Origin of the sequence: Mycobacterium sp. (genome assembly GCF_004298145.1) — a bacterium.
Lineage (GTDB): Bacteria > Actinomycetota > Actinomycetes > Mycobacteriales > Mycobacteriaceae > Mycobacterium.
Genome location: NZ_SCRH01000053.1, coordinates 117181 through 133534 on the forward strand (window position 1 = coordinate 117181; position 16354 = coordinate 133534).

The following is a 16354-nucleotide window of genomic DNA, read 5'->3' on the forward strand; positions in this document are numbered from 1 at the left end:
CAGTCAGCCCGCCGGCGCGGTCCAGCCGACTTCGGCGAGGAAGGGCTGGGTGTGCGCGATGCGCCCGGTCAGGGTCTTCGGATCACCCGTGCACAACCGGAACGCCGTTTCGGTGATCAGTGCGATGTCTTCGGTGTCGGTCTTGGCCAAATCGAGGGTGCCGGCGCCGGGTGTGGCCACGGGATTGGACGGAGCGGCCGCGTTCACCGCGATCCCGTCGTCGTACAGTTCGGCCGCAAGGCTTTTCGTCAACCGATTGAGCGCGGCTTTGGCCGTCCCGTAGATGCCGAAGCCCGCGGTCCGGTCGAACTCGGAGAAGGGCGGCCCGGGCGGCAGGTCGCCGCCCACCGAGGTGAGGTTCAGGATCCAGCCGCGCCCGCGCTCGCGCATCGCGGGGATCGCCAACTGGCACAGGTGCAGCGGGCCGAGGACGTGCATCTCCATCATCAGGCGGGCCCGCCGTTCGGGAAACCCGTCCAGGGGCCGCAGGAAGGTCACGGCGGCGTTGTTCACCAGGATGTCCGGTGCGCCGACGGCGCCGGCCACCTCGGCGAAAAGCCGTTCCCTGTCTTCGGATTGGGACAGATCCGCTTGGACCGCAATGGCTTTCCCGCCGGCGGCCACGATCTCCTCGCGCGTCTGGCGCAGCGACCCATGGTATTTGGGGTCGGGGTCCATCGTGCGGGCGGTCAGCGCCACGGTGGCTCCGCGTTCGGCGAGCCGCGCGGCGATTGCCTTGCCCAGGCCCCGGCTGCTTCCGGTGACGAGAGCCACCATCCCGTCGCACCGTGCAGCGCTCATCGTCGACCTCCTCCGGAGCCGCCCACCGCTGGAAACGGCTTCTCCGTATCAGAGAATGCCATTATCGCCGGTCGAGGGGAAGCCTCATCCGGCGTAGCGCGTCGATCGAGAGGCTGCCCCCGCCGGTGAAGACGAGCAGGAAGAACGCGAAGCAGAACAGGATCGACAGCGCTCCGCCGTTGCCCGACGGTGGATCGGCGACCGGCCACAGCGCCTGGGGTTGATGCATCCAGAAGTAGGCGACCGCCATCTGCCCCGAGGCGATGAACGCGGCGGCGCGGGTGAACAATCCGACCGCGATGAGCAGGCCCGCGACGATCTCGAACAATCCGGCATACCAACCGGGCCACGATCCGAACTCGACGAAAACCGGCGAGGGGACCGGCCAACCGAAAAGGCTCCTCGACCCGTACGCGGCGAACAGCAAACCATAGACCAGGCGAAACACGCTCAACACGGCGGGAGCGTGCCGGGCCAGGCGGCGGTCGAGCTCCTTCGTCACGTTCGACACGTTACGGTCGCGGTCCAGTCGAGCAGTCGCCGCCACAGGCGGTGCCGGCTCGACGCCATGTTGTGGCAGTGCGCGCTGTCGGCCACAACCACGGTGGTGATGTCGGGGCTACTCCGGTACAGGCCCGCCTCGGCGCGGGGATCCGGTGAGACGTCGACGATGCCGAAGCCGACGAGCACCGGGACGTCGATCCGCGCCGCGTGCTCGGCCACCACGCCGGGGATCATCGCCGTGCCGAACACGCGCGGCACGACCGACTTGGCGGTGACGGAGTCGGCCGCGACGACGTCGGCGGGAACGTCGGCAAGGTGAAACCAGCTCTGCAGGTGCTCGCGGGGGCCCTCGAAATACGGCTCCGGAAGCGCGGAAAGGATCTCCCCGGCGAGCTCGGCGCGGCCTTGCGGGGTCGCGGCGCGCGCGAGGAACGCCGCGTCCAGGTTCAACGGCGCGACGTGTTGATGGGTGCACCCGAGAATCGCCATGCCGGCGTAACCACCGAACAGCGCTTGCTGGGTGATGGCGAGGTATCCGCCCAGCGAATGCGCCACGGCCACCGGCGGCGCGTGGATGCCGATGGTGTCCGGCAGCCCGGCGACGGCGCGGGCCAGCGCGGCGCCGATGTCGGTGAAATCGAAATCACGAGCCGGTTGCGAGCTTTCGCCGGTGCCCAAGGGATCGATCGTCACGACGGCGTAGCCGTCCTCGGTGGCGAAGTCGGCGAAGCTGTACCCGTCGTGGCCGGCAATGTTGAGGTCCCAGTACTCGCGGCTGTAGGTGCCGCCCGGCAAGCAGACGAGCACGGCGGCCGCAGCGCTGGTGCGCGCGGGGTAATACGTCGCCGCCAGCGATGCCCGCTCACCGACCACGTCGCTGACGTCGAGGCGCAACACGTGAGCGGGAAAGGCCATCGCACACAACTCCTTTCCGACTCGCCGCCGCACCAGGGTGATCAGTCTGTCAGGTCCGGCTCGCCCGCGGCTAGCGTTGTCGGGCATGTTGACCTACCTGTATCTGCTCGGCGCGATCTTCGCGGAGGTGGTGGCGACCAGCCTGCTCAGGAGCACCGAGGGTTTCTCCCGACTGTGGCCGACCGTGGTTTGCCTGATCGGTTACGCCATCTCCTTCGCGCTGCTGGCGGTGTCGATTTCGCGCGGTATGCAGACCGAAGTCGCCTACGCGCTGTGGTCGGCCATCGGTACGGCCCTCATCGTGTTGATCGCCGTGTTGTTCCTGGGTTCGTCGATATCGCTGACCAAGGTCGTCGGCGTCGGTCTGATCATCGCCGGTGTGGTCACGCTGAACTTGACTGGCGCCCATTGAGCGCCGTAGCCGGAGACCCCACGACCCGTGGTAGGAAGCGTCGATGAAATGATGAATCAGTCGGCCAACGATCACGGAACCGGTCCCTACGCCGCGGTCAGTGCGTTCGTCGGCAACCGGCCGGGGTCAATGTGGCCTCCACCGGGCCGGTGATCACCCCTCCCGCCGACCACGAGAAGCACGACGACTTGGCCTGGCTGAAGGTGACGCCGGCGTTGCGCTGGCGATGGCCGTCCGCTCTGGTTCGCCGTGAGCCGAAATCGCAAGCACCGCAAGGCCCATCGAGAAGTGAGGTTTGCCGAATGAGTACGGACAAGATCAATCGCGGCATCCTGCTCGCCATGGTGCTGATCGGTGGGATCGCCTATGGCTTGCTGTACAGCCACGCGTCCATCATCTTCAAAGTGCTCGTGCCGCTAGCGCTGCTCGTCCTGTTGGGGCTGGTCATCCGCGACGTGATCAAGGGCCGGGACTCCGGAAAGCGCTGAGCCTCGACGCAATGATTGCGGTAGCGTTCTCCCAGAGTTTTCGTGAGTCCGACGCCCGAGCAAGGACTGGAGAATGAGTTCAAGTTTATATGGCCTTCTGACCGTAATTTTTCTCGCGCTGGTGCTGGTGTTCGCCTCCGTTGCTGCCGTATTCGTAAAACGGCTGGGCGATCGAGAGACCACTCCGATAGGCGAGGAAATCCGGAGTGCCAAAGTGGTTGTCGCCAAAGTACGTAAACGCCAACCGATGTCGGAAGACGAATTCTCTTATGCGAAGCGCATATTGACGGACCGTAGCTCGCCGATGGCGTTCTGCATCCCCGGCGCTTTGTTCTCGGTGGGCTGCTTCTATGTGTTCGGCAGCCTTTACCACTTGCACGGAGCCACACCTTCCGAGCGGACATTTCTCGGGGTATTTCCCATGCTGGCCTCCCTGAACTTCACGACACAGCTGCTCCGCCACGCACGGCTGAAACGGCGCCTGCAGAATTCCGGGTGACGCAGGCCAGGCGTCCGGCGCGGGCGGGTGGGTAGGCACTGTCCATTGGGCACATGAGCGTCTACTATTTGCGTTGGCGTGAGGCCGGGAGCGGGGGCGAGAAGGCGATGTCCGGACGGGGTTCGGCAAAGGTGGTCGGGTGAGCCCTCGTTCAGTGGGCAGGACTCTCTTGGCGCGAGCCTGGATGCCGCTGGTCGCGGTCGTCGCGCTCACGTTGGGTGCGGTCGGCATGTGGAAGGTGCACCAGTTCTCCGCTCCCCCGCCGGTCATCACGGTCAACGGCCCGGCGGCCCCCGAGCAATCCACTCCCAAATACCTCACCTACGAGGTGTTCGGGTCCATCGGCGGCAGCGGGATGCTCGTCTACCTGGACATCGACGGACACCCGCATCAGGTCGATCTGACGGCGCTGCCGTGGTCCCACACCGAGACGACGACGCTCACCGTGGTGTCCGGCAGCGTCTCGGCGCAGGTCCATGGCGGTCACGTCGGCTGCCGGATGCTGGTGAATGGCGTTGTTCGTGACGAACAGTCCGATACCCACGGGGATGCGCACGTCATGTGCAGGGTGAAGTCCGCATGAGCGAGCCTCTCGACGAGCCCCTGCGCGAGCATCGGCCGAAACGGCCCTTCGTTCCCAGGATGGTCCGCGTCCTGGCAATACCGATCATCGCCTTCTGGGCCCTCCTCGCCGTGTCGACGACCACCTTCATGCCGCAGGTCGAGCGGGTTGCAGAAGAACTCGCCGGGCCGATGGTCCCGCACTATGCGCCGTCGCAGCGGGCGTTGCTGCACATCGGCGAGAAGTTCCACGAGTCCGATTCGACCAACCTGACCATGCTCGTGCTGGAAGCGAACCGGCCGTTGGGCGACGCGGACCATCGGTACTACGACGACTTGGTGCGCCGGCTCAAGCAAGACCGCACGCACGTGCAGTACGTGATGGATCTGTGGGGGAAGCCGATCACCGCGGCGGGGGCGCAGAGCGTCGACGGCAAGGCCGCGTACGTGCTGTTGCGTCTCGCGGGCGACATCGGCCAGATGCAGGCGAACGAGTCCGTCAACGCCGTTCGGGACATCGCCGCCAAGGTCTCGCCGCCGCCCGGGCTCAAGGTCTATGTCAGCGGCGCCGCGCCGCTCGCCTCGGACACCCTGGCCATCGCGAATTCCAGCTTGAACGACATCACAATCGTGACGATCTTCCTCATCGTCGGGATGTTGCTGCTGGTGTACCGCTCCATCAGCAACCTGCTGGTGCCCCTGCTCGGAGTTCTGATCGAGATGCTGGTCGCGAAGGGGGTCATCTCCACCCTCGGGCATTTCGGGTATATCGAGCTCTCGTCCTTCGCCGTCAATATCGTTGTCGCGCTGACCCTGGGGGCGGGGACGGATTACGGCATCTTCCTGATGGGGCGCTATCACGAGGCGCGACAGGCCGGCGAAAGCAGGGAGGACGCTTTCTACATCGCGTACAAGGGTGTCACGCCCATCATCATCGGCTCGGGGCTGACGATCGCGGGGGCCTGTTACTGCTTGACCTTTGCGCGACTCAACTACTTCCACACCATGGGGCCGGCGGTCGGCATCGCCATGCTGTTCACGATCGCCGCGGCGTTGACGCTCGGCCCGGCCATCTTGACCGTGGGCAGCCTGCTGGGACTCTTCGACCCGAGACGGGCCGCCAAGGCGCATCTGTATCGGCGGATCGGGGCAAGCGTGGTGCGCTGGCCGGTGCCGATCCTCGCGGCCAGCGCCACCGCCGTCGTACTCGGGGCGGTCTTCGTGCCGACCTACCGGCAGAACTACGACGACCGCTCCTACCAACCGCACAATGCCCCCGCCAATCAGGGTTTCGCGGCGGCGGATCGGCATTTCCCGAAGAGCAAATTGTTTTCCGAGATGCTGATGATCGAGACGGATCATGACATGCGGAACTCCGCGGATTTCATCTCATTGGACCGGGTGGCCAAGAGTCTCATTCGCCTTCCCGGCGTCGCCATGGTGCAGAGCATCACCAGGCCTTTGGGTCGGCCACTGGAACATGCCACCCTGCCCTATTTGTTCACCACGCAGGGCAGTGGGAACGGTCAACAGCTCCCGTTCAACAAGCAGCAAAACGCCAATACGGACCAGCAGGCACAGATCACGGAGCACACCGTCGCGGTCTTGCGAAAAGAGATCGGCTTCTTTCAAAGGATGTCGGATGAGATGCATAAGACGGTCCTCACCATGGAGGACATGCAAAAGGTCACCGATGAGTTGAGGACGGATCTGTCGAATCTCGAAGATTTCTTCCGACCGATCCGCAGCTATTTCTATTGGGAAAAGCACTGTTTCGATATTCCCGTGTGCTGGGCATTCCGGTCGTTGTTCGAGGCGGTCGACGGCCTCGACAAGATGGCCGACGACATCACGGACGCCGTGACGTCCCTCGAGGTGATCGACAAGACCTTGCCGCAAATCATCACGCAGCTGAAACTCACGGCCGACGACTCGGAGGCCCTGGCCGCTCTTTTGGTCGGTACCTACGGCCAGTCTTCCCTGCAGTCCACGCAGACCGACCAGACGTTCGACGACCTGATCAACGTGGGCCTGGACTTCGACCGGTCCCGCAGCGATGACTTCTTCTACATCCCCCGCGAAGGTTTCGACAACGACGACGTCAAGACGGGCATGCAGCTCCTGATGTCGCCGGACGGCAAGGCCGCTCGCTTCATCGTCACCCACGAGGGGAACGCCATGGGCCCCGAAGGCGTGGAACATGTCGAAAGGTTCCCCGGGGCGATCACCACGATCCTGAAAGAGACGTCGTTGGCCGGTGCGAGGGTCTACATCGGTGGCTCGGGGTCGAACGACAAGGACATCAAGGAATATGCGGCATCCGATCTGCTGATCGTGGCGATCGCCGCCTTCGTGCTGATCTTCCTGATCATGCTGTTCCTGACCCGAAGTCTGATGGCCGCCTTGGTGATTCCCGGCACGGTGGCCTTCTCGTACGCGGGGGCATTCGGGCTTTCCATCCTGGTCTGGCAGCACCTGATCGGCCTGCCCCTGCACTGGCTGGTGTTGCCGCTGACGTTCATCATCCTGGTGGCGGTGGGTTCGGACTACAACCTCCTGTTGATCGTCCGTGTCAAGGAGGAGCTGCACGCCGGGTTGCACACGGGCCTCATCCGGGCGCTCGGTAGCACGGGTGGGGTCGTGACGTCCGCGGGTTTGGTGTTCGCGTTCACCATGCTGGCCATGCTCACCAGCGATCTGCGCACCATCGGTCAGGTGGGTTCCACCGTGTGCATCGGCCTGCTGCTCGACACGCTGATCGTGCGTTCGTTCGTCGTGCCGTGCATCCTGCGCATCCTCGGGCCGTGGTTCTGGTGGCCGACGCTGGTGCGTTCCCGCCCCTTGCCGCCACACAAATTCCCGCTGACAAGGGCTACCTGAAGATCTGATGAGAGAGAGCATCGCCGCCGACGGGCATAATCGTGTCGTGAGGGGGCCAGGCGCGGCGATGCCGAAACTGCGGGGTGGATCCCTGCGACCCAGTGAACTGGCGCAGGCATCGGTGATGGGCGCCCTGTGCGCGGCGATCGCGATCATTGCGGTCGCCCTGCCGCATGCAGGGGGCCTGGGATTGCTGGGCGCCGTGCCGATGGGCCTGCTCGCCTATCGCTACCAGGTCCGCGTGCTGATCACCGCGGCGGTCGCCGCCGGTGTGATCGGCTTCCTGGTAGTCGGCTTGAGCGGTTTCATGACGGTCCTGCTCTGCGCCTATGTCGGCGGGCTGGCTGGAATCGTGAAACGCCGCAACCGCGGCACGCCGACCGTGATCGCCGTGTCCTTTGTCGCCGGTGTCACCGTCGGTGCCGCGGTGGTCATCGCGCTGACCGTCCTGGTGCGGTTCCGGAAGCTGGTGTTCGGCGCGATCACCGCCACCGCGGACGGAGTCGCGGCAGTCATGGCGCGGGTGCCGCACCTGCAGGCGCCGGCGCAGGAGTTCAAGCGGTTGTTCGCCGAAGCGTTGAATTACTGGCAGTGGCTCGTCCTCGGATACGCCGCCATTGCGATCACGGTCGCATCGGTGATCGGTTGGTGGGCGCTGTCGCGGGTGCTGCAGCGGCTCCGCGGCGTTCCCGATGTGCACAAACTGGACGCGCTGACCGAAAGCGGGCCGATCGGACCGGTGCCGGTGCGGCTGGACGAGGTGCGCTTCCGCTACCCGCAGGCCGACCATGATGCGCTGCGTGCGGTCAGCCTTGACGTGCGGGCAGGCGAATACGTCGCGGTCACCGGCGCCAACGGCTCCGGGAAAACCACACTGATGCTGATCCTGACCGGCCGCGAACCGACATCGGGCACTGTTGAACGCCCCGGTGCGGTGGGGCTCGGTCAGGTCGGTGGCACCGCGATCGTGATGCAGCACTCGGAAAGCCAGGTGCTGGGCACGCGGGTCGCCGACGATGTGGTCTGGGGGCTGCCCCCCGGCAAGACCACGGACGTCGACCGGCTGCTTGGTGAGGTCGGCCTCGACGGCCTCGCCGAACGCGACACCGGTGGCCTGTCCGGCGGTGAACTGCAGCGACTGTCGGTGGCCGCGGCGCTGGCGCGGGAACCGTCGCTGATCATCGCCGACGAGGTCACCGCCATGGTCGACCAGAAGGGCCGGGACGCACTGCTGGCCGTGCTGTCCGGTCTGACCGACCGGTACGGCACCACCCTGGTGCACGTCACCCACTACAACGACGAGGCCGAAGCCGCCGACCGCACGATCAACCTCAGCGCTTCGCTGGACAACACCGCGATGGTCGAGACCGCGGCCGCGCCGACGCCGACGGTCGCGGCAGGCGACCATTCCCACGCGCCGGTGCTCGAACTCGTAGGTGTCGGCCACGAATACGCCAGTGGCACCCCCTGGGCGAACACCGCGCTCCGCGATGTCAGCTTCAGGGTGTATGAGGGCGACGGGCTGCTGATCCACGGCGGCAACGGCTCCGGAAAGTCGACGCTGGCGTGGATCATGGCCGGATTGACGAAGCCGACCACCGGTACCTGTCTGCTTGACGGGCGCCCCGTCGCTGAGCAGGTCGGCGTGGTCGCACTCAAGTTCCAGGCGGCCCGGCTGCAATTGATGCGCAGCCGGGTAGACCTGGAAGTGGCTTCTGCGGGTGGCTTTTCACCTAACGATCACGCCCGGGTGACCGCGGCGCTGGCGGTCGTCGGCTTGGATGCCGCGCTGGCGAAGCGGCGCATCGACCAGCTCAGCGGCGGCCAGATGCGCCGCGTGGTCCTGGCCGGGTTGCTGGCGCGGTCGCCGCGGGTATTGATCCTCGACGAGCCACTGGCGGGGCTGGACGCCGCCAGCCAGCGCGGCCTTGTTCAGCTGCTCGCGGACCGGCGCCGGGACACGGGCCTGACCGTGGTGGTCATTTCGCATGACTTCGCCGGGCTGGAAGAGCTGTGCCCGCGCATCCTGCACCTGCGCGACGGTCTGCTGGAACCGGCGTTGGCAGCGACCCCCGAGGATGGTGTGACTGCGACCTCGCCGGCGAAGCGCCCGACCCGCCGCCCACCTCGCCCCGTTGTCATGCTGCGCCCGGTGCCCGGACGATCCGCCATACACGAGCTGTGGGCCGGCACCAAACTGATTACCGTTTTTGGTATTTCGGTGTTGTTGGCGGTGTACCCAGGATGGGTGGCGATCGGACTGGCGGCCGCGCTGATGCTGGCGGGAGTGTGGGTAGCACATATTCCCCGAGGCGTGCTGCCGTCGGTACCGCGCTGGCTATGGATCCTGCTGGCCATCGTCGGTCTCACTACGACATTTGCCGGCGGGAGTCCGGTGATCCACGTGGGCACCGTCTCCATCGGCGTCGGCGGTCTGTTGGACTTCCTGCGCGTCACCACGATGTCGGTCGTGTTGCTCGGCCTCGGCGCGATGGTGTCGTGGACCACCAATGTCGCCGAAATCGCGCCCGCGGTGGCCGCGTTGGGTCGCCGGCTGCGACTATTGCGGATCCCGATCGACGACTGGTCGGCCGCCTTGGGGCTCGCACTGCGCACCTTCCCGATGCTGATCGACGAATTTCGGGTGCTCCAAGCCGCTCGCCGGTTGCGGCCCAAACACACACCGCGGACCCGCAGGGCCCGTGTGCGGCGACGGGTGGCAGACGTGACCGACCTGGTCGTCGCGGTCATCACCGTCACGCTGCGCCGCGCCGACGAGATGGGCGATGCGATCACCGCCCGGGGTGGCACCGGCCAGATCTCGGCGGCGCCGTCGCGCCCGAAACTGAATGATTGGATTGCACTTTCGATCGTGTCGGCGGTCTGCGGGGCTGCCGTGGCGATGGAGCTGGCGGTGTTCGCCGGCCGCTGATCCGGATGTGCTCAGAACCGCACCAGTGCCGGCACGTCCGCCAGCGCGCAGTCCGGGATACCTTCCGCCGCACGCAGCAGGAAGTTGAGCTTCTCGATGCGCTCACCCGACCGCGGTGCACCGTTCTTCTGGAACGGCGCTCCCAGTCCCACCGCCAGGTCCATCACTACGTCGTCGATCACACCACCCGCCCGGCCCGACGGGATCGCCAGAATAGCGTGCCGCGTGGCGTATTCGAAGCAGTCCAGCGCCTCGGCGATGGTCCCGACCTGGTTGGGCTTCAGGATGAAACCGTCTACGGCCGACGTCTCGACCGCCCGCTGTAAACGATCGCGGTTGGTGACGATCAGATCGTCGCCCAGTATGAGCGAACGGCTCACGGTCCGCACCGTTTTGGAGAATCCGGCCCAGTCATCGCCGTCGAGCAGGTCCTCGATGAACACCATCGGAAACTCCCGCGACAGTCCCCGCGCATAGTCGATCAACGCCTCCGCGTCCACCCGCGCGCCGTTGAATGCGTAGGTCGCAGAGCCTTTGTCGTACACCTCGCTCGACGCGCAGTCGAGCGCGAACGCGACAACGTCGGCGTACCCGGTGCGCTCGACGGCCTCGGCCAGCACCTCCATGACGACATGCGGGTCACTGGACGGCGCGATGTATCCGTATGACGACGCCAGCATCGGCGCGCGGCCGAGCCGCGCGGCCAGCACCTCGCCCAGCGCTTCGAACAAAGTCACACCCGTTTCGACCGCCGATTGGATGGAGTCCGCCCGATACGGCACGACGAGGAACTCGCTGAACGTCTGGCAGACATCCCCGTAGTGACCACCGTTGATCATGTTGAAGCTGGGCACCGGGACCGTGGTCGCGGGTTTGAGCCCGAGCAGGGCACCGACGTAGGTGTAGGTGGGCATGCCCGCCGCCGCGGCCGCCGCGCGCAGCAGCGCGACCGACGTGGAGTAGATCGCATTGCCGCCAAGCCGGTGTTTGTCCGACGTGCCGTCGAGTTCGATCATGATCCTGTCGAGGGACCGTGGGTCGTCGAGCTCCGCGCCGACCAGGACGGGGGAGATTTCGTCGGTCACGGCGGCGATGGCGCGATGCACACCGAGCCCGTTGTAGTGGCTTTCGTCTCCGTCACGCAAGACGAACGCCTCGTGCGTGCCGACCGAAGTGCCGGTCGGTGACGCACCGCGGCCAACATGGCCGGTGTCAGTGGTGATTTCAACCTCAACCAGCGGCCGGGCCTTGCAGTCCAGCAGTTGGCGGGCGATGACGGATGCGATCTTCATCATCAACCTCCCGAAACCATAAGAAATGTTGAGGTCTATTCGAGAACGCCAGCGTAAGCCAGTGGCCGCTGAAAAATCGCTGAGAAGAAGACAGCGGGAGCCGCACGGCTCCGGGAGTCACACCAACACCATGGGCCCGACCCCGGGATGGGTCGGTCGTCGAGACACCTCAGTGGCGCGTCTCGTCCTGGACGCCGAACGTGTTGACGGCCAGGGCCAGCAACAGGTAACCGCCGATGGTGAAGGTCAGGTCCATGCATTGCTCATGCGTGAACAGCCCGCACAGTTCATCCCAGGTTGCTTGGCTGATCGTGCTGGCGCTGGTGAGGTCATCGACGGCCCGGATCACGGCACGGTCGGTCCGGTCGGCGCAGCGGCCGGACCGAATGTCGTCGATTTCGGATTCGGACAGGCCGGCTCGCAGGGCGATGGGGATGTGGTGCGACCACAGGTAGCCGCAATTGCTGCGATGCACCACGCGAAGCAGCGCGACTTCTCGTACCCGCGGCGACAGCGTCGACCGGGTGAGCAGGTACGCATTGAACGGCAGGTAGGCCGCGGTCAGATCGGGATGGCGGACCAGGGTCGACAAAACATTGCCTGCGCCAACGGGATTCGCCCGCTCGGTGGGGATCAGGGACGCGATCGCGGCGCGGGCGCGCTCGTCCCACTCGTCAGCGGGCAGCGGCGTCAGGCGCAGCGGACGTTGGTCGGCGGTGGTCATTCGATCGGCTCGTCGCCGAGCACCGTGGTGCGCAGCATCTCGCGTTGTGAGTCCGGATCGTACGGGGCGGCGCGGTGCAGCACCCCCCGGTTATCCCAGATGACGGTGTCCCCGACCGACCAGCTGTGGCTGTAGATCTTCTCGGACACCGTCGCGCGCTCCAGGAGCTCCTGCAAAAGGGCACGGCCCTTGTCGAGATCCATGCCGACGACGTAGTCGGCGGAGGCACCCAACACGAGTGATTTGCGGCCGCTGCGGTGTGTCCACACCAGAGGATGTTCATGTGTGCGCCGAGATCGCCAGCGCTGCACCTGTTCCGGCGAGGGATCGGGGTACACGCGGCGCTGCGAGGCTTCCAGCGAGTGCACCACACGCAAGGTACCGAACCGCTCCTGCTCCGCATCGGTCAGAGCGTCGTACGCGGCGTAAGAGTTGGCGAACTCGGTCTCCCCGCCCCATTCGGCGACCTGCACCGCCGACAACACCGTGGCCTTCTGGGGGCATTCGTCGCCCAGCGGTGTGCAGCCGTCGATGTGCCAGTCGAAGGTGGCCTTCAGGTAGGCGGCCGAGGCGTTCTTGGACTTGTCCAGGGTGATCGGGTAAATACCGGGCACCGGGTGGTGGCCGTCGGAGGAGTGATCGACCTCGCCGAGGCGGCGGCAGAAGCCGACCTGGGCCGCCGGGCCGAGTCGCAGGCCTCGGAAGACCAGAACTCCGTTGTCTTCCAACGCATCCAACACCGCCGCACCGACCGAGTCGTCACCGGCCAGCGCGGTTGGCTCCAGGCCCGCGACCTCGGCGCCGACGGACTCGGTGAGTTTCGTGATGGTGAGCAGACCCATGGTCGCTCCTTTCCGGGGAGGGGTGAAAGAGGTTTCAGGGCAACGGCCAGCCGGTCCGGGTCATGACCGCGTCGGCGGCGTCGACCGGGGCCGGTTGATGCATGATCTCCACCGCCATGGCGACCATGATCAGCGAATAGATCATGTGCAACAGGTTGAGTGCGTCGTCGGGCAGGCTGTCGAGCGGAAACTTGTCGCAGTAGTCGATCGCCTCTTCGAGGCGCGGGAAGAACGCGCCGTAGAAGTCGCGCAGCTCCGGCATCGATGCGCTGACCCGGGCATTCCAGCGTTCGGTTTCGGTAGCCAGGCACCAGGTTTGGGCGTAGTCCTCCAGCTCGGCGAATGCGCTGGGCAACCGGCTCTGCATGGTCACACTCCCACCGGGTCCTGTTCGCGGCGATAGGCTTCGACCCAGTCCACAACGACCTTGTGCAGATGGCGCACCAGGATCTCCTGGTCGCCCAGGGGAAAGTCGTCGACGATCCCGTATTCCAGTGCCGCCTGTGTTCCGCCGAGCATCCCGGCGTCTTGCAGCGCAAACTCTTTCAGCACCACCGAGGCGACTTCGTGTTCGATGCGCTCCCGCACGGTGCGCGCCGGGTGGAAGTAGGTGTAGGCCTCGAATCGGTGCGTGTTGTGCGAGGTGGGCCAGTACCGGTACAGCAGATACCACCCGCCGTAGATCAGAATCTCGATGTTCGGGAAGATCTGGAAATTGCTGATACCCCAGGGCTCGATCCCTCCCGGGTTGAGCCCGGCCGGCAACTCGCCGATGTCGGGGGTCCGCCAGGGTCCCACGAGCCCGCTGCGGGTGGCCCGCTCGATCGGATACATGTATTCCGGTGGCAGCAGCCAGCGGCGGCGCCCGGCGGTCGAGACCAACCGGTGCGGGCCGTCGAGTTGGAAGTGCCCACACGTGAATCCGGCGTTGGGGTCGCGGACCTCCGAGGGCACTTGTTGTGAGTGCAGTGAGGGTACGTGGTAGTACTCCTGGAAGGCGTCGGCGAAGATCTTCCAGTTGCTGTTGTTGTGGGCCACCCAGTCGTAGCGTTCGGTCAGCTTCGCGAACGGATAGTCGTCGAGTCCGGTGATCATCGGACCGAGGAACTCGCGCAGGGTCTGGCGCGGTTCGGCGTCGAAGTTGATGAAAATGAAGCCGTTCCACACGTCGCAGTGCACCGGACGCAACCCGTATTCGGCCCGATCGAGGTCGAAGAACTCCGATTCCTGCTGAACGAATGTCAAGGCACCCTGCAGGTCGTAGCGCCAACCGTGGTACTTGCAGGTGAACTGCCGGCACGTCCCGCGGGTCTCACCACCGGGAAAGTCGTTCCACACCAACTTGTTCCCGCGATGTCGGCACACGTTGTAGAAGGCACGGATCTGCTCGTCTTTGCCTTTGACCACGATCACCGAAGCGCCGACGACTTCGATCTCCTTGGTCAGATAGCTGCCGACTCTAGGCAGCTCCTCCACCCGGGCGACGTTGAGCCAGGCCCGTTTGAAGATCGCCTCACGCTCGAGTTGGTAGAACTCCCGAGACGTCGAATCTCTGAAAGAGACTGGACCGGTTCCCAATTCGGGGTAGTGCTCGGTCCAGGAGCCCTCCGGGGGCCGGCCTGTTCGCGTCATCGCATCCTCACTTTCACATCACCGCTCCGCCGTTGACACCCAAGACCTGACCGGTGATGTACCGGGCTTCTTCCGAACATAAAAACCCCACCGCTGCAGCGATATCGGCCCCGGTACCCAGGTAGCCCAACGGGATATTGCTGGCGATCTGCTCGTTGGAGGGCAGGTAGCCCGCCGCCTGGCCCTGATGCTGCATGGGGGTCTCGATGCCCGAGGGCGGAATGTTGTTGACCGTGATTGCGTGCGGCGCGTATTCGCGGGCCAGCGACTTGGTCAGCGTGATCACCGCGCCTTTCGACGCCGCATAGTGGGCGGCGAACGGAGATCCACGCTGGGCGCTCGACGACGAGATCATCACGATCCGGCCCCAGTTCGCCTCCACCATGTCCGGCAGCGCGACCTGGCAGCAATGAAAGGTACCCGTGAGATTGACGTCGATGATCCGCGACCAGGATTCGGCGGTGATATCCAAAAAGGCCGAAAAGTCGAACATGCCGGCGCTGGTCACCAGCACCGTCACCGGGCCCAGCTCGCCGCGCACCTTCGCGAAGGCCTGTTCGACGGCGGGCCGATCGGTGACGTCGGCGCCCACCGCGAGCGCGGTCACACCCTTGGCGCGCAGGTCGTCGGTGACGCGTTGCGCCGCATGCTCGTTGGCATCGAGGACCGCTACTTTCAGACCGCGGCGGCCCAATTCATGGCACGTCGCTTCGCCCATGCCCGAAGCGCCGCCGGTCACCACTGCCACCCTGGTCATCGAATCCGCTCCACCGTGGACCGCCTTATCGCTCACTCGTAGACCACCCGCAGCGTGGGGGTGGTGGGCAGGGCCTGACACGTCAGCACCCAGCCGTCCTCGACCTCGTCCGGATCGAGCGCGTCGTTGTTGATCATCCGGGCGCCACCCTCGGTCAGGCGGGCCATACACGTTCCGCAGGAACCGATTTCACACGAGGACGGCGCCCGCAGGCCCGCCATACGGGCCGTCTGCAGCAAGGTATTGCCCGCATAGTACGGCGCCGTGGTCGTCGATCCGTCCAACACGATGGTCACCTCATCGGTGACCACGTCGGTATCGGGCGGCGCCACCGCGGCTACGTCGTTCACGTCGAAGTGCTCAATATGCAGGCGGCCGGTCGGCACGCCCGCCGCGCACAGGGCGGTCCGCACGGTGTCCATGAACTCGTTCGGACCGCAGATGTAAAAGTCGGCGTCATCGACGTTGTGGACGAACGCGGCGATGTCCGCCGGGGTGGCGAAGCCGTTTTGGTCGTCGAGATGGTGGTGCCGGACGAAGCGGTCAGTGTGTCGCCTTTCCAGCGACTCCAGCGCCCCGTCGAAAATCACCGCCTCGCGGTTTCGGTTGGCGTAGAACAGTCGTGCGCTGCGCGTGCCAGACGCTAGCGCGGTACACAACAGCGAAAACACCGGTGTGATGCCGCTTCCGCCGGCGAACGCGACCAGATGCCGATCGCTGTCGTTCAAGACGAAGCGGCCCTGCGGCGGCAAGGCGTACAGCTGGTCGCCGGGTGCGGCGGTGTCGTTGAGCCAGTTCGACACCAGGCCGTTGCGGTCGCGTTTGACCGTGATGCGCAGATCTTCGTCCACCGCGGGTGAAGACGACATCGAGTAGCAGCGCCGGTACTCGCGTCCGTCGACGCAGACCAGCAGCGTCAGGAATTGCCCGGCTTGGTAGCCGAACTGTCCCGCGCTGCTCTGCGGGACATCGAGAACGATCGACACGGCGTCGCGGGTCTCGGGTACCACGCGCTGGATCCGAAGCGGCACAAAGCCATCCGGTAGATCAGCCATGTCGACAGCGCCCGCTGCATCGCCGGTCACCGGCACCGGACCGACATTCGTTGCCATGCG

The 16354-nt window shown here is 65.5% G+C and carries 16 protein-coding genes; 6 read left to right on the forward strand and 10 right to left on the reverse strand.

From position 1 onward, the window contains the following. Positions 1-3 precede the first annotated feature (3 nt). From EPN51_RS22795 to EPN51_RS22805, 3 genes are all read right to left on the reverse strand, one after another. Complete coding sequence (locus EPN51_RS22795; RefSeq protein WP_293047182.1) at positions 4-801, reverse strand: SDR family NAD(P)-dependent oxidoreductase; 798 nt, start codon at positions 799-801, stop codon at positions 4-6. A 61-nt stretch (positions 802-862) separates the two neighbouring features. Then, the gene (locus EPN51_RS22800) at positions 863-1303 is read right to left on the reverse strand and encodes a DoxX family protein (RefSeq protein ID WP_293047184.1); all 441 of its coding nucleotides are present in this window, start codon (positions 1301-1303) and stop codon (positions 863-865) included. Then, entirely contained in the window at positions 1300-2220 is a 921-nt protein-coding gene (locus EPN51_RS22805; RefSeq protein WP_293047186.1) for an alpha/beta fold hydrolase, read from the reverse strand. Before EPN51_RS22805 ends, EPN51_RS22800 begins: the two co-directional genes overlap by 4 nt. A gap of 88 nt (positions 2221-2308) precedes the next feature. Between EPN51_RS22805 and EPN51_RS22810 the strand changes: the two genes are divergently transcribed. From EPN51_RS22810 to EPN51_RS22835, 6 genes are all read left to right on the forward strand, one after another. Beyond that, positions 2309-2632: a multidrug efflux SMR transporter gene (locus tag EPN51_RS22810; RefSeq protein WP_293047292.1), complete on the forward strand. Its 324-nt coding sequence runs from the start codon at positions 2309-2311 to the stop codon at positions 2630-2632. Between the two features lie 302 nt (positions 2633-2934). Then, positions 2935-3120 (forward strand): hypothetical protein, encoded by a 186-nt coding sequence (locus EPN51_RS22815; protein ID WP_293047188.1) that lies wholly within the window; start codon positions 2935-2937, stop codon positions 3118-3120. A gap of 73 nt (positions 3121-3193) precedes the next feature. Next, positions 3194-3619: a hypothetical protein gene (locus tag EPN51_RS22820; RefSeq protein WP_293047190.1), complete on the forward strand. Its 426-nt coding sequence runs from the start codon at positions 3194-3196 to the stop codon at positions 3617-3619. 139 nt (positions 3620-3758) lie between these two features. Continuing rightward, on the forward strand, positions 3759-4202 hold the full coding sequence (locus EPN51_RS22825; protein ID WP_293047192.1) for an MmpS family transport accessory protein: 444 nt from the start codon (positions 3759-3761) through the stop codon (positions 4200-4202). A gap of 59 nt (positions 4203-4261) precedes the next feature. After that, the gene (locus EPN51_RS22830) at positions 4262-7060 is read left to right on the forward strand and encodes an RND family transporter (protein ID WP_293047294.1); all 2799 of its coding nucleotides are present in this window, start codon (positions 4262-4264) and stop codon (positions 7058-7060) included. A gap of 67 nt (positions 7061-7127) precedes the next feature. Next, the gene (locus EPN51_RS22835; RefSeq protein ID WP_366509470.1) at positions 7128-9992 is read left to right on the forward strand and encodes a DUF2232 domain-containing protein; all 2865 of its coding nucleotides are present in this window, start codon (positions 7128-7130) and stop codon (positions 9990-9992) included. A gap of 11 nt (positions 9993-10003) precedes the next feature. Here EPN51_RS22835 and EPN51_RS22845 read toward each other — a convergent pair whose 3' ends face one another. The 7 genes from EPN51_RS22845 to EPN51_RS22875 form a co-directional block, all read right to left on the reverse strand. Continuing rightward, the gene (locus EPN51_RS22845; RefSeq protein ID WP_293047194.1) at positions 10004-11287 is read right to left on the reverse strand and encodes an enolase; all 1284 of its coding nucleotides are present in this window, start codon (positions 11285-11287) and stop codon (positions 10004-10006) included. A gap of 166 nt (positions 11288-11453) precedes the next feature. Beyond that, complete coding sequence (locus tag EPN51_RS22850) at positions 11454-12008, reverse strand: carboxymuconolactone decarboxylase family protein (RefSeq protein WP_293047196.1); 555 nt, start codon at positions 12006-12008, stop codon at positions 11454-11456. Then, a complete protein-coding gene (locus EPN51_RS22855; RefSeq protein WP_293047198.1) occupies positions 12005-12850 on the reverse strand; it encodes a TauD/TfdA family dioxygenase in 846 nt (281 codons plus the stop codon). The genes EPN51_RS22850 and EPN51_RS22855 overlap by 4 nt, the downstream gene beginning before the upstream one ends. Before the next feature lie 34 nt (positions 12851-12884). Further along, positions 12885-13223, reverse strand: coding sequence for a hypothetical protein (locus tag EPN51_RS22860; protein WP_293047200.1), 339 nt, complete (start codon positions 13221-13223; stop codon positions 12885-12887). Then, a complete protein-coding gene (locus tag EPN51_RS22865) occupies positions 13220-14482 on the reverse strand; it encodes an aromatic ring-hydroxylating dioxygenase subunit alpha (RefSeq protein ID WP_293047201.1) in 1263 nt (420 codons plus the stop codon). Before EPN51_RS22865 ends, EPN51_RS22860 begins: the two co-directional genes overlap by 4 nt. Before the next feature lie 13 nt (positions 14483-14495). Further along, positions 14496-15239 carry an SDR family NAD(P)-dependent oxidoreductase gene (locus EPN51_RS22870; protein WP_293047208.1) on the reverse strand — a complete coding sequence of 248 codons (744 nt, stop codon included), beginning with the start codon at positions 15237-15239 and terminating at the stop codon, positions 14496-14498. Between the two features lie 32 nt (positions 15240-15271). After that, the gene (locus EPN51_RS22875) at positions 15272-16294 is read right to left on the reverse strand and encodes a ferredoxin--NADP reductase (protein ID WP_293047298.1); all 1023 of its coding nucleotides are present in this window, start codon (positions 16292-16294) and stop codon (positions 15272-15274) included. Between the last annotated feature and the right edge of the window lie 60 nt (positions 16295-16354).

Excerpts from the sequence above, each read along its gene's own strand:
- EPN51_RS22805 (WP_293047186.1), bottom strand. The coding sequence starts at position 2,220 with ATGGCCTTTCCCGCTCACGTGTTGCGCCTCGACGTCAGCGACGTGGTC.
- EPN51_RS22870 (WP_293047208.1), bottom strand. The coding sequence starts at position 15,239 with ATGACCAGGGTGGCAGTGGTGACCGGCGGCGCTTCGGGCATGGGCGAA.
- EPN51_RS22845 (WP_293047194.1), bottom strand. The coding sequence starts at position 11,287 with ATGATGAAGATCGCATCCGTCATCGCCCGCCAACTGCTGGACTGCAAG.
- EPN51_RS22855 (WP_293047198.1), bottom strand. The coding sequence starts at position 12,850 with ATGGGTCTGCTCACCATCACGAAACTCACCGAGTCCGTCGGCGCCGAG.
- EPN51_RS22835 (WP_366509470.1), top strand. The coding sequence starts at position 7,128 with ATGCCGAAACTGCGGGGTGGATCCCTGCGACCCAGTGAACTGGCGCAG.
- EPN51_RS22875 (WP_293047298.1), bottom strand. The coding sequence starts at position 16,294 with ATGGCTGATCTACCGGATGGCTTTGTGCCGCTTCGGATCCAGCGCGTG.
- EPN51_RS22795 (WP_293047182.1), bottom strand. The coding sequence starts at position 801 with ATGAGCGCTGCACGGTGCGACGGGATGGTGGCTCTCGTCACCGGAAGC.
- EPN51_RS22815 (WP_293047188.1), top strand. The coding sequence starts at position 2,935 with ATGAGTACGGACAAGATCAATCGCGGCATCCTGCTCGCCATGGTGCTG.
- EPN51_RS22850 (WP_293047196.1), bottom strand. The coding sequence starts at position 12,008 with ATGACCACCGCCGACCAACGTCCGCTGCGCCTGACGCCGCTGCCCGCT.
- EPN51_RS22820 (WP_293047190.1), top strand. The coding sequence starts at position 3,194 with ATGAGTTCAAGTTTATATGGCCTTCTGACCGTAATTTTTCTCGCGCTG.
- EPN51_RS22865 (WP_293047201.1), bottom strand. The coding sequence starts at position 14,482 with ATGACGCGAACAGGCCGGCCCCCGGAGGGCTCCTGGACCGAGCACTAC.
- EPN51_RS22830 (WP_293047294.1), top strand. The coding sequence starts at position 4,262 with ATGGTCCGCGTCCTGGCAATACCGATCATCGCCTTCTGGGCCCTCCTC.